We start from the raw sequence: 19,866 nt of genomic DNA on the forward strand, positions 1-19,866 counted from the left end.
TATGACTGACCAAGCCGACTTCCTCGCCGCCTGCCGCGACCTGCTGGGTGACACCTATGTCCTCACCCTGGACGCCGACATGGCGCCCTTCCTCACCGACTGGCGCGACAGGTTTACCGGCAAGGCCCTGGCCGTGCTACGCCCCGCCACGGTCGACGAAGTGGCAGGCGCGCTGCGCGCGTGCGCGCAATGGCAGATTCCCGTCGTGCCGCAAGGCGGCAATACGGGCCTGGTCCTGGGCAGCATCCCGGACGCTGCCGGCACGGCCATCGTGCTGTCGCTGGCGCGCCTGAACAGCATCCGCGCGCTCGACCCCGTCAACCGCACCATCACGGTCGATGCGGGCTGCATTTTGCAAACCATCCAGGAAGCGGCAGCCGCCGCCGGCTGCCTGTTCCCCCTGTCGCTGGCGGCCGAGGGCAGTTGCACCATCGGCGGCAACCTGGCCACGAACGCGGGCGGCACGGCCGTGCTGCGCTACGGCAATACGCGCGAGCTGTGCCTGGGCCTGGAAGTGGTCACGCCGCAGGGCGAGATCTGGAGCGGCTTGCGCGGCCTGCGCAAGGACAATACCGGCTACGACTTGCGCGACCTGTACATCGGCGCCGAGGGCACCCTGGGCGTGATCACGGGTGCGGTGATGAAACTGTACCCGCAGCCGAAAGCCTGCATCACGGCGCTGGCCGCCATGCCTTCGCCCGCCCACGCCCTGCGTTTGTTAAGCCTGATGCAAGACCATTGCGGCGCCAGCCTGACGGGTTTTGAACTGATGTCGCAGTATTGCTTGCAACTGGTGGCACAGCAGTTCCCCCAGCTGCCGCGTCCTTTCGCCGAGCCGCATGGCCAGTACGTGTTGCTGGAGCTGTCCAGCAGCCAGTCCGAGGCGCACGCCGTGGAATTGCTGGAAGCGAGCATCGGCGCGGCGCTGGAAGACGAATTGATCGATGATGCCGTCGTCGCCAGTTCCGTGGCGCAGTCCGAAGGCCTGTGGCAGCTGCGCGAGCACATTCCACTGGCACAGGCGCAGGCGGGCAAGAACATCAAGCACGATATCTCGCTGCCGATTTCCCGCATCGCCGATTTCATCGCCGTCACGGACGTGGCCCTTGAATCAGCCTTCGCCGGCTGCCAGCTGGTGTGCTTCGGCCATCTGGGCGACGGCAACCTGCATTACAACGTGGCGCCGCCGCCCGGCATGACGGATCGCGACTTCCTGGCCAACCAGGACGCCATCAACCGCATCGTGCACGACCAGGTCCACGCTTTCGGTGGTTCCATCTCGGCCGAACACGGCATCGGCGCCCTCAAAAAGGACGACCTGGCGCACTACAAGTCACCGCTGGAACTGCAGCTGATGCGCGCCGTGAAGCAGGCGCTGGACCCGCAGAACATCATGAATCCGGGGAAGATCCTGTGAGAACACCATTTTTCCTGTTCGCCATCTGCGCCGGCATGGCCGGCCATGCTGGCGCGCAGGACGTCTACAAATGCGTGCAGGATGGACAGACCAGCTACAGCGCCGCGCCCTGCACGGGCGGCCAGTTGCAGATCCTGGAAATCCCCTCGCCCCCGCCTGCCGTAGACAAGGGCGCGGCCACGCGCCAGCAACGGGTGGCCAGCCAGCTGGAGGCGGCACGCAAGAAGCAGGAAAATCTGGCAGACCAGGCGCGCGAACGGGCCGCCAGGCAGAAAGAAACGCATGACAAGCGTTGCGCCCAGCTGCGCCTGGAGCAGAAATGGGCGGCGCAGGACGCCGTCGGCGCAGGCGACAAGAACCGCGACGCGGCGCAACTGAAAGCGCGGCGCGCCGGCGAACGCCTGGCCGTCGAATGTCTGAATTGAGTGCGCCGCTGGCCAGCCCGGCGACGACGCGCCTGCTGTCGCGTTGGCTGCTGCTGGGCGAATGGCGCGCGCATCCCGTGCGCGCCCTCGTCGCCATCCTCGCCATCGCCATCGGCGTGTCCTTGGGTTTTGCCATCCACCTGATCAACGCGGCCGCCTTCAACGAATTTTCCACGGCCGTCAAAAGCCTGTCCGGCCAGGCCGACGTGCAGGTGGCCGGGCGCGAAGCGCTGTTCGATGAAAGCATCTACCCATGGCTGGCGCAGCGCGACGGCGTGGCCGTGGCTTCACCCGTGCTGGACCTGCACGCCGCAGTGGCAGACCGTGCCGGCAAGGACGGCGCTCCGCTGCACATCCTGGCGCTCGACGTCTTCCGCGCCGGCTACATCTCGCCCGACCTGATCGGCGCGCCCGCCGAGGGCCAGCCTTTCGACACCCTGGCCGACGACGCCATCTTTTTATCGCCGGCCGCCTTGCGCTGGCTCGGTGTGGCGCAGGGCGCCACGATTGCCCTGCAATCGGGTACCGGCCAGGTGCCGCTGCGCGTGGCCGGTTCGCTGCAGAGCGCACGCGCTGGCCAGCGCATCGCCGTGATGGATATCGGCGCGGCGCAGTGGCGCTTCAACAAGCTGGGCAAGCTGTCGCGCATCGATCTGAAACTGCGCCAGGGCGTCAACCGCGACGCCTTCCAGGCGGATCTCGCGCGCACACTGGAAGCCCGATACCCGGGGCGTTTCCAGGTGGGCCAGCCGAATGACGAAAACCAGAATAGCCGCAACAATAACCTCAGCCGCGCCTACCGGGTCAACCTGACGGTGCTGGCCCTGGTGGCCCTGTTTACGGGCGCCTTTTTGGTGTTTTCCACGCAAGCGCTGTCCGTCATCCGCCGCCGCGGCCAGTTCGCGCTGCTGCGCGTGCTGGGCATGGAGCGGGGACAATTGCTGCGCCAGGTGCTGCTGGAAGGCGCCAGCCTGGGCGTGGTCGGCGCTGGCCTGGGCATCGCCGGCGGTTATGCCATGGCGGCCGTGGCCTTGCGCTTCTTCGGCGGCGACCTGGGCGCCGGCTATTTCGCGGGCGTGCAGCCGCAGGTGCAATTCACGCCTGTCGCCGCCTTCGTGTATTTTGCCCTCGGCCTCGGTGTCGCCTTGCTGGGCTGCGCGGCGCCCGCGCTGGAAGCGGCGCGCGCCGCCCCCGCCATCGCCCTCAAATCGGGTAGCGAAGAAGTCGTGACGACGCGCCTGGCGAAAACCTGGCCCGCGCTCGCTTGTTTGCTGCTGGCCGGCGCCCTGACGTTCTTGCCACCCGTCTTCGAGCTGCCCCTGTTCGGCTATCTGTCCATCGCCCTGCTGCTGATCGGCGCCATCGCCCTGATGCCGCAGCTGGCGGCCGTCGTCTTCCGCTTGCTGCAGCGCGCCTGGCTGCGCACGGACGCGAGCAGCCACGCCCCCGTGCGCAGCCTGACCCTGTCCCGCCTGGCGAACGCCTCGGGCCAGGCCGGCATCGCGCTCGGCGGCGTACTGTCGAGTTTCAGCCTGATGGTGGCGATGGCCATCATGGTGTCGAGTTTCCGCGTCTCCGTCGACGACTGGCTGTTGCAGATTTTGCCGGCCGACGTGTATACGCGCACCACCGCCAGCGGCGGCACGGCGGGCCTGAACCCGCGCGAACAGGCCGCCATCAGTGCCCTGCCCGGCGTGGCCAGGGTGGATTTCCAGCGCCTGCGCTCGCTGTCGCTGGCGCCCGACCGCCCCAACGTGATGCTGCTGGCGCGCCCCGTCAACCTGGCCGATCCGGGCAAAAGCATGGTGCTGGTGGGCGAGACATTAGCCGTGCCGGATGGCGCGAAACCCGTCTGGCTGTCCGAGGCGGCGGCCGACCTGTACAACGTCAAACCTGGCCAGCAGATAGCCCTGCCGCTGGCAGGCGGCTTGCACAAGTTCTTTGTCGCCGGCATTTGGCGCGACTATGCGCGCTCTTCCGGCGCCATCCAGATGCCTTTGGCCGACTACCGCGCGCTGACGGGCGACCATGACGTGAGCGATGCGGCCCTGTGGCTGGACAAGGACGCCACTGGCGAGCAGCTGCAGCAGCGCCTGAAGGCCCTGCCCTTCGGCGCCAGCCTGGAAGTGTCGACCCCCTCGGCCATCCGTGCCCTGAGCCTGCAGATCTTCGACCGCAGCTTTGCCGTCACGTATTTACTGGAAGCGATCGCCATCGTCATCGGCCTGTTCGGCGTGGCAGCCACGTTTTCCGCGCAAACCCTGGCGCGTGCGCGCGAATTCGGCATGCTGCGCCACGTGGGCGTGACGCGCGGGCAGATTTTGTCCATCCTCGCGCTGGAAGGCGGCGCGCTGACAGCGCTGGGCATTGCCACCGGTTTTGTTCTGGGCCTGTTGATCAGCTTTGTACTGGTCTTCATCGTCAATCCGCAATCGTTCCACTGGACCATGCAACTGCACCTGCCGTGGTCCTTGATCGCCAGCGTGGCCGCCGCCCTGCTGACGGCTGCCGCCCTGACTGCCCTCATCGCGGGCCGGCAAGCCCTGTCCGCTGGCCCCATCCGCGCCGTCAGGGAGGACTGGTAATGCGCCGTTTGACTCTTTTGCTGTTGTTCTGCAGCGCCGCCGCCATCGCCGCGCCGCCTGCCTTCGCCCCCGTCACGCCGCTGCCGGCCGGCCAAAGCCTGCGCCTGCCGCACGATTTCGGCGCCCATCCCGCGTACAAGACGGAATGGTGGTACGCCACGGGCTGGGTCAAAACCGCCGGCGGCGAGCAGCTGGGCTACCAGGTGACCTTCTTTCGCAGCGCCACGGCCACCGATACGCTGAACCCCAGCGCCTTCGCGCCGAAGCAGCTGATCATCGGCCATGCGGCCCTGTCCGACCCGAAGGTCGGCAAACTGCTGCATGACGAGAAAAGCGCGCGCGAGGGGTTCGGCCTGGCCTACGCCAAGGTGGGCGACACGGATGTGAAACTGGACGACTGGCGCATGCAGCGGCAAGCGGACGGCAGCTACCAGGTCAGCCTGGCCGCGCGCGACTTTACACTGCAGCTGACCCTGGCCCCCACGCAGCCCGTGCTGCTGCAGGGTGACGGCGGCTACTCGCGCAAGGGCGCGCGGCCCGCGCAAAGCAGTTACTATTACAGCGAACCGCAGCTTGCTACCCGTGGCACGATCGCGCGCACGGGCGGCAAGCCGGAAGCGGTGACGGGCACCACCTGGCTCGATCACGAGTGGTCCAGCCAGGTGCTCGATGCGGATGCCAGCGGCTGGAACTGGATAGGCGCCAACCTCGATGACGGCGGCGCCCTGATGGCCTTCCAGATCCGCAGCAAGACAGGTGCTAAACTATGGGCGCACGCGACATGGCGCGATGCTTCCGGCAAGATAAGGCAGTTCGCTCCCGGCGACGTCGATTTCACGCCCACGCAGCTGTGGCGCTCGCCCCGCACGCTGGCCGAATACCCGGTCGCCACCGAGATCCGCACTGGCCCCACGCGCTGGCACATCAAGCCATTGCAAGCCGACCAGGAACTCGATTCGCGCCGCTCGACGGGCGCCGTGTACTGGGAAGGCGCCGTGACCGTGGAGCGCAACGGCCAGCCGGTGGGCCGTGCCTACCTGGAAATGACGGGCTATGTGCAGCCGATGAAGTTGTAAGCAACTACAAATAAGCAAGACCGGATACAGTACCTACTAAGCGAAAAACAATGACAACCAGCACAGATACAGGCAATACCAGCAGCACCGCAGCAAGCGCAGCGCCCTCCCCCGACACCGGCACCAGCCGGGAACTGAAGAAAGGCAGCCTGGCCGCCTTCAAGGGCTTGATGCCCTTTTTGACGCCGTACCGCAAGCAGTTCTTCCTGGCCGGTATCGCGCTGGTGGTGGCTGCCGCCTCCACCCTGGCCATCCCCGCCGCGTTCAAGCAGATGATCGATCTCGGCTTCGGCGGCGCGGCCGGCTCGAGCAGCATTCAGCATGTCGACCTGGTCTTCCTCGCCCTGTTCGGCGTGGCGTCCATCCTGGCGCTGGCCACGGCGGCGCGCTTTTATACGGTGTCGTGGCTGGGCGAGCGCGTCACGGCCGACATCCGCAGCGCCGTGTACCGCCACGTCGTCACGCAAAGCCCCGCATTCTTTGAAACCACGCAGACGGGCGAAGTCCTGTCGCGCATCACCACCGACACAACCCTGATCCAGGCCGTGGTCGGCACCAGCATCTCCATGGCGCTGCGCAATGTGCTGCTGTTCCTGGGCGGCCTGGTGATGCTGTTCGTCACCAGCGCCAAGCTGGCCGGCATCATCATCGGCTTGCTGATCCTCGTCGTCGTGCCCATCATCGTGTTTGGCCGTCGCGTGCGCAAGCTGTCGCGCGATTCGCAGGACCGCATCGCCGACGCTTCGGCCATGGCCGGCGAAATCCTCAACGCCATGCCCACCGTGCAGGCGTTTACGCACGAGAAAATCGAATCGAAACGCTTTGGCGACTCCGTCGAAGGCGCCTTCATGACAGCCATGCGCCGCATCCGCGCGCGTGCCCTGCTGACCATGATCGCGATTTTGCTGGTCTTCGGCACCATCGTCTTCGTGCTGTGGCTGGGCGCGCGCGCCGTGCTGGAAGGCTCGATGACGGGCGGAGATCTGGGTCAGTTCATCCTGTACGCCTCCATCGTGGCCGGCGCCATCGGCGCGCTGTCTGAAGTGATGGGCGAAGCGCAGCGCGCCGCCGGCGCCACCGAGCGCCTGCTGGAACTGATGGCCGTCAAATCGGAAATCGAGTCGCCAATCACGCCCCTGCCGCTGCCCGCGCGCGCCGCGAACGGCGCTTCGCTGTCGCTGGACGATGTCATGTTCTCGTATCCGTCGCGCCCGGACACCCACGCGCTGGACCACGTCAGCCTCGACATCCGCGCCGGCGAAACGGTGGCCGTCGTCGGTCCGTCGGGCGCCGGCAAGACCACCCTGTTCCAGCTATTTTTACGTTTTTATGACCCGCAAAGCGGCAGCATCCGCCTCGATGGCGTGGACATCAAGCAGCTCGACCTGCACACCCTGCGCGACGCCATCGGCATCGTGCCGCAAGATACCGTGATCTTCTCGGCCGACGCCATGGAAAACATCCGCTATGGCCGCGCCGGCGCCAGCGACGAGGAAGTCATTGCGGCTGCGAAAATGGCGGCTGCCCACGAATTCATCGAGCGCCTGCCGAACGGCTACAAATCCTTCCTCGGCGAACGCGGCGTGCGCCTGTCCGGCGGCCAGCGCCAGCGCATCGCCATTGCCCGCGCCCTGCTGAAAAACCCGCCGCTGCTGCTGCTCGACGAAGCGACCAGCGCGCTGGACGCGGAATCGGAACGCCTGGTGCAAAAGGCGCTGGAAGCGGCCATGGTGGGCCGCACCACGGTCATCATCGCGCACCGCCTGGCCACCGTGCAGCGGGCCGACCGCATCATCGTCATGGAAGACGGCAAGATCGTCGAGACGGGCACACATGCCTCGTTGGTTGCGCTCGGGGGCATCTATGCGAACCTGGCCGCACTGCAATTCCATCACGTACAGCTCAATCCTGCAGAATAATCATGAACGCACTTTTTCACGCCAACCTGGGCATCACCGATTTCTGGACCTTTTTACTGGGGACCATCTTCATCGTCATCCTGCCCGGCCCTAACTCCATGTACGTGCTGTCGGTGGCCGCCCAGCGCGGCGTGCGGCCCGCCTACCAGGGCGCCTTCGGCATCTTCGCCGGCGACCTGATTTTGATGGTGCTGTCGGCCTGCGGCGTGGCCTCGCTGCTGAAAGCCAGCCCGGCCCTGTTCTATGTCGTGAAATACATCGGCGCGGCCTACCTGGGCTGGATCGGCCTGCAGATGCTGGTCCAATGCTGGCGCAAGCTGCGCGCACCAGTGCCGGCCGACGGTGTAGCGGCGGCTGCGCCAAGCACCGTCAAGGAAAGCGACCCGTTCCGCAAGGCCCTGATCATCAGCCTGATGAATCCGAAGGCGATCCTGTTCTTCATCTCGTTTTTCATCCAGTTCGTCGACCCGGCCTTTTCAAAGCCCGTGCTGTCCTTCATCGGCCTGGGCCTGATCTGCCAGGTGATCAGCTTTAGCTACCTGACGGCCATCATCTTTGTCGGTGCGCGCCTGGCCGAAACCTTCCGTCGCCGTCGCCGCCTGTCGGCCGGCATGGGCGGCGGCGTGGGTGCCATGTTCATCGGCTTCGGCGCGAAGCTCGCCACGGCCACCCTGTAAGGAAATACCGTGAACGAGCTTGAACTGCGCCAGCGCTGCCATACCATCCTGCCGGGCCACCGCCAGCCCACGCCAGCGGCAACCTTCGCCGCAATGGCCGCCTGGTGCGAGGCCAACGACATCGCGCACGACACCTATGGCGAAGGCGCGCTGATCGAACAGTTCGAACACAAGGTCGCCAGCCTGCTCGGCTTCGAAGCGGCCGTGTTCTGCATTACGGGCACCATGACGCAAGTGACGGCCCTGCGCCTGGCTTGCCAGGACCGGGGTTCGCGCCTAGTGGCGCTGCATCCGACGTCGCACATCCTGCGCCACGAGCGGGGCAACCATGAGTTGCTCGAACACTTCAAGGGTTTGATGATCGGCGACCCGCACCGTCCGTGGACGGTGGACGACTTGCGTGCCGTGCCCGATGCGCTGGGCGCCGCCCAGGTCGAACTGCCGATGCGCGAAATCGGCGGCCAGTGCCCGTCCTGGGATGACTTGAACGACATCAAGCGGCACTGCCGCGACAACAACATTCACCTGCACATGGATGGCGCGCGCCTGTGGGAAGCGCAAGCGGGTTTTGACCAGCCCCTGCCCGCCATCTGCGATGGTTTTGACTCCGTCTACGTGTCGCTGTACAAGGGCATCGGCGGCCTCGGTGGCGCCATGCTGGCCGGCAGCCGCCCGTTTGTCGAACGGGCGCGCGCGTGGTTTCACCGCCAGGGTGGCAACATCGTGCACCGCACACCCTACGTGGTGGCCGCCGCCATGCAGTTCGACGCGCGCCTCGCCGCCATGCCCCGCTATTTCGCACGCACGCAGTGGCTGTACGCGCTGCTGCGCGACTTTCCGTCGATTGCCGTCAACCCTGCGCAGCCGCAGGCCAACATGCTGCACTTGCACTTGCCCGTCTCGCGCGAGCGGGCCATCGCCATCCGCAACCAGGTGGCCGAGGAGCACGGCATCTGGCTGTTCGGCCGCGCCGGCCACGCCGCCCTGCCAGGGCGCAGCGTGGTGGAATGGTATGTAGGAGATCAGTTGCTGGAACTGCCGGACGATACCGTGCGGCATGCCTTGAGCCTGCTGGATCAGAGCATGCGCAGGCCATAGGTGTATTTGATCAGATAGTTGACGTCAACGCTATTGGGCCGCGCGTCCGGCTGTCCAGGATCATTCCCCCGGCCGATATCGGTGCACGCACCGCTGCCACCAGCATGGCCGCGCAGGAAGCGGCCACGGTAATCAGGCAATTGAAACTGTCCGTCCACGCCGCCATACAGATGCCCGAGCACTGCAAACAGTTCCGGATAGCTCGCGACGGCCAGCATGCGGCCGTCGCAGACCAGCCAGCCAAAGGCTTCAACGGGAAATTCGGCAGGAGAGGATGTGTCAGCGACGGCCCCGGCAAAGGCGACCACCGCGCCGACGGGAGGGTCGCCAAAGCCCGTATGAAACGGCTGTATCGAAGGAAACATGGGCCTCATGACCACTGCTCCCCATCGTCAAGCACGCAACGTCGCGCCAGTGCCGCGGTGTCGGCGCCGCCTGGAACCGCCAGGCGTTCTGTTGCCTCGCTGTTGCCTTGATAAATACCCATTCGCATGTCTTGTCCTTGTCGGTTTTTAGCCACTCAAGATGTATGGCAAGGTGCATCATAGTAACAAATTAGCATATTCGAAAAACAAGTTCAACATCCCGAGAGCACCTTCGAAGCGGCGCTGCCTGCCCATCCCACCTGGGCCGCACAAAAAAAAGCGCCCGAAGGCGCTTTTTTCCTTTCATGGCGGCCGGGTTGGCCGCCACTACCTGCTTAGAACTTGTAGTTATAAGCGAGACCGATCAACTGCATGCGGGTCTTGAACAGGCCCTTGGTGGTTTCACCGTTGCCGGTGCAGCCAGTCTTGACAGGCGAGCAGTCGTTTGTGTAGTTGACTTCAGCATCCTTGAAGTCGATGAAGCTGTAAGCCAGGTCCAGCGAGGAATTGGCGTTCAGTTTCCAGTTCGCGCCGATCGAGTACTGCATGCGATCGCTGTCCGGCAAGGCCGGGTGGCGCAGTTCCGCGCTGCGTACTGGCGCCTGGTCGTGGGCGATACCGGCGCGCAGCATCAGATTCTCGCTGTACTTGTAGTTGGTGCCCAGCGAGACGCGGTAAGTGTCTTTCCAGTTCTGGCGAATGCGCTCGGCGCCCTCGGCCGTCGGCGGGAACTGGATGTCCAGGTTCTCCAGGCGCGAAGTGCGGGTCCAGGTGACGTCGCCCATCAAGGCCCAACGATCATCCATTTGGTGGAAGGCGTTGACCGACAGGGTTTCCGGCGTGCGCAATTCCACCAGCGCTTCCGAATTGACCTTGTTCGATGCCTTGGCGATGAAGGCGTTCACGGCAGGATTGCTCGTCACCTGCGAGAAGTCCCAGATGGTGCTGCCCTTGAGCTTGTGCGAAATCGACGAGCGGTAAGCGATACCGAAACGCGTGCCTTCGTTCAACTGGTACAAATAGCCCAGGTTGAAGCCAAAGCCCCAGTCATGGCCGTCCATCGAAGCATGGCCATCCTTGATCGGGCCCTGCAGCGCGGCGCCGGCAGCTTGCGCCGCAGCCAGGCCTTGCGTCTTGGCGATATTGGCCAGGAATGCCTGCGATGCGGTTGGCGCAAATTTACCCAGGAAAGCAACCGAACCCGGCACGTCCACGCCCTGGCCCAGTTCCGCCTTCATGTATTCGGCCGTCACGCCGAAACCGAACGAGTGATGCTGGTCCAGCTTGAACGAAACGGAAGGATTCAGGGCGATGGCTTCGAGCTTGATATTGGTGATTGCATAACGACCATACCAGTCATTGCCGTAATCGAGCTTGGCGCCATATGGCACGAACAGGCCGGCGCCGACGGTCCACTGGTCATTGATTTTCTTGCTGGCGTACAACGCAGGCGCGACCACGGCGTCCGGCGCGTAGTCTTTGGTTGCGGCGTAAGGCGTGCGATTGCCTGCGAAGAAAGGCTTCGAACCCGCATCCGTGTAGGTCGAATGCGGTACAACGATGGTGCCGCCGCCGACGAACTGCGTGCCTTCCAGGCGCGACAGGCCGGCCGGGTTGTAGAAAATGGTCGACGCGTCAGCCGCTTCGGCGCCGCTGGCATCAGCCGTGCCCTGGGCGGAAACACTTTGCGAGCCAAAACGGTAGCCCGACGCTTGTGCGGTGGAGGAGATGCCGGCGAACGCGGCAACGATGAGGAGGGGCAGATATTTATGTTTCAAGTTAGTCTCTCTTTATTATATGAAGTGTCTTCGTCACATTGTCTCGGGTAGCTCAACCTCACCCGTCTTGCACTGTTCTTGCCGCCGTGAACTCCCACACTGACGGCATGAGCGAAGCATATAATATTTTTTAAAAAAAAGCGAACGTTCGCTCTTTTTAAGAAACGGCGTTGTTTTCCTCACCAATCACCGGGCTGTACGGGGGCAGCACGGGCGCTGGAAGCGGTATCAGAAAGCGCTGTTGCATCAGCGCCAGCATCTGTTCGGCCGGCACGGGGCGCGAAATGAAATAGCCTTGCACCTCGTTGCATTGCAGCGCACGCAGGATGTCGAGCTGCTCGCGCGTCTCCACCCCTTCGGCCACCACGCTCATGCCCAGCGCATGCGCCATCGACAGGATGGCGCGCACGAAGACCTCGCCCTGCTCCGAACGGCCCAGCTCCATGGTGAAGGCGCGGTCGATCTTCAAGCCATCCATGGCGAACTTCTGCAACTGCGACAGCGAAGAATAGCCGGTGCCGAAATCGTCAACGAGCAGACGCACGCCCAGCGCGCGGATGGCCGACAGCTGCTCCACGGCGCGGTTCTGCTCATCCATCATGGCCGATTCGGTGATTTCCACCTCGATCAGCCGCGCATCGATGCGATGGCGCGTCAGCGCGGACGCCAGCACCTGGTGCACATCGCCACGGCCGAACTGGCGCGCCGAGACGTTGATCGAGACGGGTACCATTTCCAGCCCGCTGGCTTGCCAGCGCGCCATTTGCAGGCACACCTTTTCGATGACGACTTCGCCCAGCTGCGAAATCAGGCCGCTGCTCTCGGCCACGGGGATGAATTCCAGCGGCGGCACCATGCCGTGCTGCGGATGGTGCCAGCGCACCAGCGCCTCCATGCTGCACAGCTGGCCGCTCATGGCGTCGACCCGCGGCTGGTAGACGACGAGGAACTGGTCCTGCTCCAGCGCCGTCACCAGGCTTTGCTCCAGTTCGCGGCGGTTGCGGATGGTTTCGAACAATTCCGGCTGGAAGAAACGGTGATGGCCCTTGCCCGCCACTTTCACGGCGTACATGGCGATATCGGCATTCTTCAGCAGCACTTCCGTTTCGGCGCCGTCGCGTGGATACAGGCTGATGCCGATCGAAGCGCCCATCTTGTGGCGTTCGCTGCCCAGGTAAAACGGTTCGTCGAAGGCGATGGCGATGCGCTGTGCCACCTGTTCTGCACGGCTGTCGTCTTCCACCGGGTCGAGCACGACGACGAATTCATCGCCGCCCAGGCGCACCACGTGATCGCCCGGCCGCAGCACACCCTTCAGGCGCAAGGAGGCGGCGCGCAGCACCTTGTCTCCCTCGGCGTGGCCCTGCGTGTCGTTGATATCCTTAAAACCATCGAGGTCGATGAAGAGCAGCGCCAGCATGTGCCGCGCAATGGCGGCGCGCCCCAGGGCGCCGGGCAGGAATTGCTGCAGCCAGTAGCGGTTGGGCAAGCCCGTCAAGCCGTCCTCGTTGGCCAGGCGGCGCAAGTCGCGTTCATGCTCCTTGGCCGTGCTGATGTCTTGCAGGGTCACGGCCAGGCGGTCGCCGCTGCGCACCAGGCGCCGGCGTATCCAGCGCAGCTTGAAAGGGTTTCCATCCGGCAACTCGATCTCTTCCTCGGAAAAGCCGGACTGCATGGCGGCCCGGTAGTTATGGATCAGGTCGCGGAAATACGGCTCGTGGGCGCGCGACTGCAGGCGCATGCCCAGCAATTGTTCGCGGCGCACGCCGAAGTAGCCGGCGCCCGGCTCGTTGCAGTCGACGATCTCGAAGTCGAGGATGCTGCCATCCTCGCCGCGCAGGGCGGCAATGATGTAAAAGCCGTCGCTCGTGCCTTCGGTGGCCATGCGGTAAGCGTTGCGCACGCCTTCGGACTGGTGGTGGCGCCACGCCAGGCGCAGCGACAGCACGGTGGCGACGGCGGCAAAGGCCAGCAGCAGCGCGGTGACGGCCAGCGCGATGCCGATGTAAATGCTGCGCGTTTCTGCGTACGGGTGCAGCATTTCGCCGTCCGACAGGCCGACCACAGCCGTAAACGGATAGGCTTTCAGCGCCTGCCAGCCGACATAGCGGCTTTGCTTGTCGGAAAAAGCGATCCTGCCGCCCGAATGCATGGCACCGCTGTCCGTTTCCAGGAAGCTGGTGTCGAGAAACGGCGTGCCCTCGCCGCTCGGGGTCGGCAGCACGCGCGAGCCGAGGCGCGTGCTGAACAGTTCGCCCTCTTCGCCCACCATGGCGGATATGCCGAACTTGCCGAAACTGACGCTGTTGTAAAATTCGGAAAAATAGCTGGAATGGATGGAGATCAGCAGCACGCCGTCAAAATTGCCATCCTCGTCTTCCAGCCGGCGCGTGAAATGCACGAGGCTCTCGTCGGCGCCCGGCACTGTAGCCTCGCTGGCCGCATTGGCCCGCCCCAGCGCGATGCGCAGCGCGCTGGAATTGCTGCGCCAGTGGCGCAGCAGGAAATCGCTGCGCTCGTTGACGCGCAGCTGCTGCAGCGGCGCCGTGGCCGTCACGGGGTGGCCCTTGCGGTCGAGGATGGCGACGATGGCAAATTGCGGCAAGGCATACATGCCCTGCGTCTTCAAGTGATCGAGGCGCAGCTGGCCGCGCGAATTTTCCCACTCATACTTGAGCTGCAAGGTCAGCTGGTCCATCTGTTCCAGCGTGCGCAACAGATACTGGCCATACGCTTTCGACAAGGAAGACACGCTGTCGAGCGCCTGCTGCTGCGCCACCTTCTTTTCCGCCTCCAGCTGCAGCAAGGTGGCCGTCCACAGTACCGCGCACAGGACCAGCCCCAGCAAGGGCCAGGCCAGGATCAGGCGCAGGTTAGCCTTGAGAAAATCGGCCCTGCTCATCTCCACCACGGCGGCGTTATTATTATTTACAAATTGTCGCAAGAACATGGTGCAGCATCTACCGTTTCTATGTATTTCTTTAAGGACACACAAATTACCACAGAGTCATGTTTGCAGGTAAGGCAGCAGCGTAATTATGTGTGTGGGCCGCGGCCCGCCTGTCGCGCCTGCGTTACAATCACCATCCTTACCGTTGGAGAAATACATGCAGCAATATCAAGATTTGATCAAGACCGTGCTCGAAACGGGCAGCTGGCAAGACAACCGCACGGGCATCCGCACCCTGAGCGTGCCGGGCGCCATGATGCGTTTCGACTTGGCCAACGGCAATTTCCCTGCCGTGACGACCAAGAAACTGGCTTTCAAATCCGTGATCGGCGAATTGTGCGCCTTCTTGCGCGCCTCGCGCAACGCGGCCGAATTCCGCGCGCTGGGCTGCAAGGTATGGGACCAGAACGCCAACGAAAATGCGCAATGGCTGGCCAACCCCTACCGCGAAGGCGAAGATGACCTGGGCCCCGTGTATGGCGTGCAATGGCGGCAATGGCCTGCCTACAAGCTGCTCGATGCCGACCAGACCGCGCAGATTGCCGACGCGCAAGCGAACGGTTTTAGCTTGATCGCCCCCCTCGTCGAGGATGGCGTGCAAAAAGTGCTGCTATACAAGGCCGTCGACCAGTTGCGCGAGTGCCTCGATACCATCATGACGAACCCGGGCAGCCGGCGCATCCTGTTCCACGGCTGGAACCCGGCCGTGCTGGACGCCGTCGCCCTGCCCGCCTGCCACTTGCTGTACCAGTTCATCCCGAACGCCAGCACGCGCGAAATCTCGCTGTGTTTATATGTGCGCAGCAACGATATCGGCCTGGGCACGCCGTTCAACATCGCCGAAGGCGCCGCCCTGCTGCACCTGGTGGCGCGCCTGACGGGCTACACGCCGCGCTGGTTCACCTACTTCATCGGCGACGCGCACATCTATGAAAACCACCTCGACATGGTGGAAGAACAATTGAAGCGCACGCCGTTCCCGGCGCCGCGTTTCATCATTTCCGAGCGCGTGCCCGACTACGCCAAGACGGGCAAGTACGAGCCGGAGTGGCTGGAAAAGATCGAACCGTCGGATTTCTCGCTGGAAGGCTATGAACACCATGCGCCCATCAAGGCGGCGATGGCCGTCTGATGGCGGTCGCACCGCTGGCCGCCCTGCACCGCAAGCTGTTTGACGAAACGGATGGCAGCAAGTTTGCCAGGCTGAAGGATAGGCTGCTGAAAAAGCATGCTGCCGACGAACGGCAAGCCGTGCTCGCCATCCTGATCGCTTACGCCAGGGAGGGCCAGCTGCTGCACTGGCGCGCCTTCCTGATGACGGATATCGTCGCCCTGGCCGAACCGGGAGAATACGGCGATTTTTTCAGCTGGAGCCTTGATATGGACGGCCTCGCCTACTGGGGCGTGGATGGCATGCTCAAAAGCATGGGCAAGGAGGCGTATGCTCCGCTCGTGGCCCTGGCCAGTGCGGAAAATGCCAAGCTGAGCGTGCGCGCCAAGGCCGTCAAAAGCCTGGCCGTGTTCAGCCGCCAGCCTTTCGATGCGGGTTTGCCTTACGATCCCGGCCACTGGAAGGCAGAGCAGTTGCGGCTGGCCGACGTGCAGGCCTGGCAGCGCGACGCTTATCCGGATGGCGCAGGCCATGCCGTGCCCGCCACCCACGCGTCGCTCGGGGATCCGCGCACGCCGCTGGAAAAAGCGGCGGCCATGCTGGAGAAAAAGCTGGCAGCCCGTCGCAGGAAGGAGCAGGACCTGGCGCAGCCATCGAACTGGCTGACCATCGCCAGCGCCGCCGACATGGCCGGCATCGCGCAGCGCTGGGCCTTGCCGGAGCACTACCGGCGCTTCCTGGCTTGCCATTCGCCGCTGCGGGTGTTTATCGACAGCCAGCAGTATTTCCAGGGTTTGAGCCTGTACGGCGCGGCCGGGCTGATCAAGGCCCAGCACGGTTACGCCTGGAATCCCGCCAGCGGTGAAACCATCGCCGACTGGCCGGAACAGTATCTGGTGATCGCCGACGCGGGCGCCGATCCGTATTGCCTGGACCTGGGCGCCATCGCCGATGGCGACGCGCCCGTGTATCACGCCGGACATGGCATGGGCGCATGGTGCTTTGAGCGCCATGCGGACAGTTTCATCGACTTCCTGAACGAGATCGCGTCAGCGGCCTAGCCTGGTTCGCCTCCCGGCCCGCCCGGGCCGGGACCGCCAGGGCCGCCTGGCCCGCGTCCACCCGGCGGGCCGAAACGCGGTTCCCGCTCGCCCTCTTTCGCCGCCGAGGTGGCGCCGCCGAGGCGGTACGACAGCCCCACATATATCATGCGTCCATCAAACCGGCGCGTGCTCGTCTCGCGCAGGGACGCGCTATTGATGACGGTTTCCATCTTGTTGCTGCTGAACACATCGGTCACGTTCATGACCAGGCTCAGTTGCGGCGTCACCGTATGGCGCCAGCTCACATTCAAAGTGTTGTTCGGCGAGCGATAGCCCTGCCCCGACAGCATCTTGCCTTGCATTTGCAGGGCCAGTTGCAGCTGGTTCGCCGCATCGAACTGGTAATTGAGGCGCGCGCGGCCGCTCAGGGCATTCGCCGTGCGCGTGCTGCGGTTGCCCAGGTCGTCGGAACTGCTCTGCTGGCTGCGCGCCAGGTTGCCGCTCGTGTTCAGGGTCAAGGATGGGGTCAGCTTGCCGCTGACGCTGAACTCCAGGCCGCTCGAATGGCTGCCTGCGCCGTTTTCGCGCGTGGTCAGCAGCACATTGTCGCTGATAAAGTAACGGTAATCGACGATGGCGTCCGTATCGCGCCGGTGGTAGGCGCGCAAGCTGCTTTCCAGGCCGGCGATCTTCGTTTCATAGCCGATCTCGAACGAATCCGTCTGCGTGGGTTTCAGCTTCGGGTTGCCGGCCGAGACATTGAACTCGTCGCGGTACACCACGTACGGGTTCAGGTCGCCCGCGCTCGGGCGGCGCAGGCGGTGCGCATAGCTGAAGCGCACATTGCTCTCGTCGCTGACCTTGTACGTGGCGAACAGGCTGGGAATGTAATTGATGTAATTGTTGCCGGCCTCGACGCCGCTGGTGATCTGGCGCACGTTCAAGTCCGTGTACTCGGCACGCAAGCCGGCCAGCGCGCCCCAGCGCTCGCTCAGGCGCATCTGGTAGGAGCCGTACAGCGCGATGGTGCGCTCGTCGAGCTCGAAACGGTTGCTGCGCATGGGATTGACGATTTCCGCCAGGCTGGCCGGGTTGATGTCCGTATATAAAGTGTCGAAACTGCTCTGGTTGTCGGCCACCTTGTAGCCCAGCTTGGCCGTGCCGCCCGCCAGCGGACGCTCGTAGTCGCCGCTGAAGTCGACGATACGGTTGCCCGTCTCGCTGTGCTGGCGCGCGCGGCTGTCGAAGGCATGCACGGGCGCAACCGCATAAGTGTTCGCGTAATCGCTGTCGCTCTCATTGGTCGAGGATGACACGCGCAGGTCGATCTTCAACGATTCGCCCGGCAACTCGCCCTTGTGGTCGTAGCGCGCGCCCCAGCTGGCGTTGCGGCTGTCGCCGTTGCGCACGGTGCTGCGCACATAGTCGCCTATGGTGCTGCCCGTGCTGTCGCCATTGATGTAGCGGTCGAGCGAACGCTGATCGTTGCTGCGACCGTTATACGACACGCTGGCGGCCAGGGTGTCGTTCGTGTTCAGGTTGTAATTCACGGTGCCGTGCAAGCCCAGCGAGTCGTTCAAGCCATTGCTGGCGGAGCTTTGGCTGCTGGGCGCGAACGCGCCTGTACCACGCTCCAGGCGCTCGCGGCTGACCTCGCCCACGGAATTGCGGCCGTCGTGGCGCACATTGATGCCGCCCTGGTAGCCCCACGGCCCCTCATTGTAGCTGCCGGAGACGGAGCTGTTGTAGCGCCCGGCGATGCCCGCATTCGCGTTGACGGTGGCAAAGCCGCCCGGCTTGCGGTTGCGCCGCATCACCAGGTTCAAAATCGGGCCGCCACCGGCTTCGTTGCCGAACTGGGCGCCGGGATTGTTGATCACTTCCACCGATTCGATATCGTCGGCCGCCATGGCGTTCAGGGTGGCGCCGCGCGCATCGCCCTGCAGCATGGCCGACGGCTTGCCATCGATCAATATCTGCACATTGCTGCTGCCGCGCAAGGACACGGAACCGTCGGGGTCGACGGCAACGGATGGCACATTGTTGAGCGCGTCGGCCGCCGTGCCGTTGCTGCTGCCCACATCGGACTTGACGTCGTAGACTTGCCGGTCGATGCGGCCCGTGGGACGTTCGGCCGTCACGCTGACGGAAACGGGAGCGTCAATGGCGGGCACCTTGGCCGATACGGGTGCTGGTGCGGGCTTGACGACGGTATCGCCGGTACCAGTTTGCGCCTGAACAGCGGCGCCGGAGACCAGCAGGCTACCGCCCGCCAGACAGTGGAAAAGGATTTTATGCATTTGGCTAAATAATAATCGAGACGCTACGGATGAGGCGCTACGCCGCAGCGTGAGGGCACAGGTGGGGGCACAGTGAAAGCATGCCACGACTCCATTGGGCAAAGCAAATGCGAACCATTGTTATTTACTTCAATTTACAAATCTCTTCCACTTGTGGTCGTATAGCCTCATACGCTGGAGGGCAAAACAAAACGCTTGACGAAAAAACATCTCATATATAGAGTACTCTGCATTACAGAGTTAACCAGGAGAACACGATGCTGAACCCGCAACAAGTCCAACAATACCTGCAGGAAGTGGAGCAAACCCAGACGCGCAGTGAACAGTATTTGCGCTATTGGCGCTCGGGCGTCATCGTCCAGCTGTGGGGCGTGGTCTGGTTCTGCGCCTATCTGGGCAGCTATCTGGCACCGGCACACAGCGGATATTGCTGGCTGATTGCCGACGCGGCGGGCATGCTCGGAACCGCGTATCTGCTGAGCCGGCAAAAAACCGCCAGCCAGCCGGGCGACCGGCGCATCTGGCTGGCCATGGCCATTCTCGTCGCCTTCGGCATCATGGTGTCGACTTTCATCGTGCACCGGCCCGGCGCCATCTCCGTGTTCTGGACCAGCTTGTTCATGCTCGTGTATATGCTGGCCGGCCTCTGGTATGGCCTGCGGTGGACGATCCTGGGCGCCAGCATTTGCGTGCTGACCTTCATCGCCTACCATTTTCTCGCTCCCTGGTTCGATCTGGCCATGGCGCTGCTGGCGGGGGGCGGATTGCTGCTTGGCGGCACCTGGCTGCGCCGCGCTGCCTGAGGAGAACATCATGGCTGGCCTGGACGACATCATCCATCAGAGCACGCGCTTGCGCATCATGACTGCCCTGAATGTATTACAAGTAAATGAAAGCATCGAGTTCGTGCGCCTGAAAGCGCTGACCGAGGCAAGCGACGGCAATCTGGGGGCGCACCTGGACACACTGGCTCGCGCGGGCTATGTGACGCTCGAAAAGCAGTTCGTCGGCAAGAAACCGCAAACCCGTATCCATGCCACTGCGCAAGGACGCGCCGCCTACCAGGCACATGTCATGGAATTGCGCCGCTTGCTGTCCATATAACATCAACCGAAGGACGTA

At 63.9% G+C, this 19,866-nt stretch carries 15 protein-coding genes; 11 read left to right on the forward strand and 4 right to left on the reverse strand.

All coding sequences use genetic code 11. From position 1 onward, the window contains the following. Position 1 precedes the first annotated feature (1 nt). The 7 genes from FJQ89_RS07550 to FJQ89_RS07580 are packed head-to-tail and all read left to right on the forward strand — an operon-like array spanning position 2 to position 9,197. Positions 2–1,417: an FAD-binding oxidoreductase gene (locus tag FJQ89_RS07550; protein WP_168208395.1), complete on the forward strand. Its 1,416-nt coding sequence runs from the start codon at positions 2–4 to the stop codon at positions 1,415–1,417. Next, positions 1,414–1,842, forward strand: a complete 429-nt coding sequence (locus FJQ89_RS07555) for a DUF4124 domain-containing protein (RefSeq protein ID WP_141169711.1) — start codon at positions 1,414–1,416, stop codon at positions 1,840–1,842. Before FJQ89_RS07550 ends, FJQ89_RS07555 begins: the two co-directional genes overlap by 4 nt. Beyond that, positions 1,830–4,427: an FtsX-like permease family protein gene (locus FJQ89_RS07560; RefSeq protein WP_141169712.1), complete on the forward strand. Its 2,598-nt coding sequence runs from the start codon at positions 1,830–1,832 to the stop codon at positions 4,425–4,427. Before FJQ89_RS07555 ends, FJQ89_RS07560 begins: the two co-directional genes overlap by 13 nt. Then, positions 4,427–5,503 (forward strand): lipocalin-like domain-containing protein, encoded by a 1,077-nt coding sequence (locus FJQ89_RS07565; protein WP_141169713.1) that lies wholly within the window; start codon positions 4,427–4,429, stop codon positions 5,501–5,503. Before FJQ89_RS07560 ends, FJQ89_RS07565 begins: the two co-directional genes overlap by 1 nt. A gap of 50 nt (positions 5,504–5,553) precedes the next feature. After that, positions 5,554–7,422: an ABC transporter transmembrane domain-containing protein gene (locus FJQ89_RS07570; protein ID WP_141169714.1), complete on the forward strand. Its 1,869-nt coding sequence runs from the start codon at positions 5,554–5,556 to the stop codon at positions 7,420–7,422. A 2-nt stretch (positions 7,423–7,424) separates the two neighbouring features. Continuing rightward, positions 7,425–8,099 (forward strand): leucine efflux protein LeuE, encoded by a 675-nt coding sequence (gene leuE, locus FJQ89_RS07575; protein WP_141169715.1) that lies wholly within the window; start codon positions 7,425–7,427, stop codon positions 8,097–8,099. A 9-nt stretch (positions 8,100–8,108) separates the two neighbouring features. Further along, the gene (locus FJQ89_RS07580) at positions 8,109–9,197 is read left to right on the forward strand and encodes a threonine aldolase family protein (RefSeq protein WP_141169716.1); all 1,089 of its coding nucleotides are present in this window, start codon (positions 8,109–8,111) and stop codon (positions 9,195–9,197) included. Here the strand turns inward: FJQ89_RS07580 and FJQ89_RS07585 are convergent. The 3 genes from FJQ89_RS07585 to FJQ89_RS07595 form a co-directional block, all read right to left on the reverse strand. Next, positions 9,176–9,562: a tail fiber protein gene (locus FJQ89_RS07585; protein ID WP_141169717.1), complete on the reverse strand. Its 387-nt coding sequence runs from the start codon at positions 9,560–9,562 to the stop codon at positions 9,176–9,178. The genes FJQ89_RS07580 and FJQ89_RS07585 overlap by 22 nt on opposite strands. Before the next feature lie 335 nt (positions 9,563–9,897). Then, positions 9,898–11,340 carry an OmpP1/FadL family transporter gene (locus FJQ89_RS07590; protein ID WP_141169718.1) on the reverse strand — a complete coding sequence of 481 codons (1,443 nt, stop codon included), beginning with the start codon at positions 11,338–11,340 and terminating at the stop codon, positions 9,898–9,900. 157 nt (positions 11,341–11,497) lie between these two features. Further along, positions 11,498–14,242, reverse strand: a complete 2,745-nt coding sequence (locus FJQ89_RS07595; protein WP_243136463.1) for a bifunctional diguanylate cyclase/phosphodiesterase — start codon at positions 14,240–14,242, stop codon at positions 11,498–11,500. Between the two features lie 205 nt (positions 14,243–14,447). On the opposite strand from FJQ89_RS07595, the gene FJQ89_RS07600 reads away from it, so the two are divergent. Next, entirely contained in the window at positions 14,448–15,422 is a 975-nt protein-coding gene (locus tag FJQ89_RS07600) for a thymidylate synthase (protein ID WP_141169719.1), read from the forward strand. Further along, positions 15,422–16,462: an SMI1/KNR4 family protein gene (locus FJQ89_RS07605; RefSeq protein WP_141169720.1), complete on the forward strand. Its 1,041-nt coding sequence runs from the start codon at positions 15,422–15,424 to the stop codon at positions 16,460–16,462. Before FJQ89_RS07600 ends, FJQ89_RS07605 begins: the two co-directional genes overlap by 1 nt. Here FJQ89_RS07605 and FJQ89_RS07610 read toward each other — a convergent pair. Further along, positions 16,459–18,744 carry an outer membrane beta-barrel family protein gene (locus tag FJQ89_RS07610; RefSeq protein WP_141169721.1) on the reverse strand — a complete coding sequence of 762 codons (2,286 nt, stop codon included), beginning with the start codon at positions 18,742–18,744 and terminating at the stop codon, positions 16,459–16,461. The two genes, FJQ89_RS07605 and FJQ89_RS07610, sit on opposite strands and share 4 nt — an antisense overlap. Before the next feature lie 257 nt (positions 18,745–19,001). Between FJQ89_RS07610 and FJQ89_RS07615 the strand changes: the two genes are divergently transcribed. Both FJQ89_RS07615 and FJQ89_RS07620 read left to right on the forward strand, forming a co-directional pair. Continuing rightward, positions 19,002–19,547, forward strand: coding sequence for a hypothetical protein (locus tag FJQ89_RS07615; protein WP_141169722.1), 546 nt, complete (start codon positions 19,002–19,004; stop codon positions 19,545–19,547). 10 nt (positions 19,548–19,557) lie between these two features. Continuing rightward, entirely contained in the window at positions 19,558–19,848 is a 291-nt protein-coding gene (locus FJQ89_RS07620; protein WP_141169723.1) for a winged helix-turn-helix domain-containing protein, read from the forward strand. Positions 19,849–19,866: the final 18 nt, after the last annotated feature.

Origin of the sequence: Janthinobacterium tructae (assembly GCF_006517255.1) — a bacterium.
GTDB classification, from domain to species: domain Bacteria; phylum Pseudomonadota; class Gammaproteobacteria; order Burkholderiales; family Burkholderiaceae_D; genus Janthinobacterium; species Janthinobacterium tructae.

Excerpts from the sequence above, each read along its gene's own strand:
- FJQ89_RS07605 (WP_141169720.1), top strand. The coding sequence starts at position 15,422 with ATGGCGGTCGCACCGCTGGCCGCCCTGCACCGCAAGCTGTTTGACGAA.
- FJQ89_RS07620 (WP_141169723.1), top strand. The coding sequence starts at position 19,558 with ATGGCTGGCCTGGACGACATCATCCATCAGAGCACGCGCTTGCGCATC.
- FJQ89_RS07600 (WP_141169719.1), top strand. The coding sequence starts at position 14,448 with ATGCAGCAATATCAAGATTTGATCAAGACCGTGCTCGAAACGGGCAGC.
- FJQ89_RS07565 (WP_141169713.1), top strand. The coding sequence starts at position 4,427 with ATGCGCCGTTTGACTCTTTTGCTGTTGTTCTGCAGCGCCGCCGCCATC.
- leuE (WP_141169715.1), top strand. The coding sequence starts at position 7,425 with ATGAACGCACTTTTTCACGCCAACCTGGGCATCACCGATTTCTGGACC.
- FJQ89_RS07595 (WP_243136463.1), bottom strand. The coding sequence starts at position 14,242 with ATGAGCAGGGCCGATTTTCTCAAGGCTAACCTGCGCCTGATCCTGGCC.
- FJQ89_RS07615 (WP_141169722.1), top strand. The coding sequence starts at position 19,002 with ATGCTGAACCCGCAACAAGTCCAACAATACCTGCAGGAAGTGGAGCAA.
- FJQ89_RS07585 (WP_141169717.1), bottom strand. The coding sequence starts at position 9,562 with ATGTTTCCTTCGATACAGCCGTTTCATACGGGCTTTGGCGACCCTCCC.
- FJQ89_RS07610 (WP_141169721.1), bottom strand. The coding sequence starts at position 18,744 with ATGCATAAAATCCTTTTCCACTGTCTGGCGGGCGGTAGCCTGCTGGTC.
- FJQ89_RS07550 (WP_168208395.1), top strand. The coding sequence starts at position 2 with ATGACTGACCAAGCCGACTTCCTCGCCGCCTGCCGCGACCTGCTGGGT.
- FJQ89_RS07570 (WP_141169714.1), top strand. The coding sequence starts at position 5,554 with ATGACAACCAGCACAGATACAGGCAATACCAGCAGCACCGCAGCAAGC.
- FJQ89_RS07560 (WP_141169712.1), top strand. The coding sequence starts at position 1,830 with ATGTCTGAATTGAGTGCGCCGCTGGCCAGCCCGGCGACGACGCGCCTG.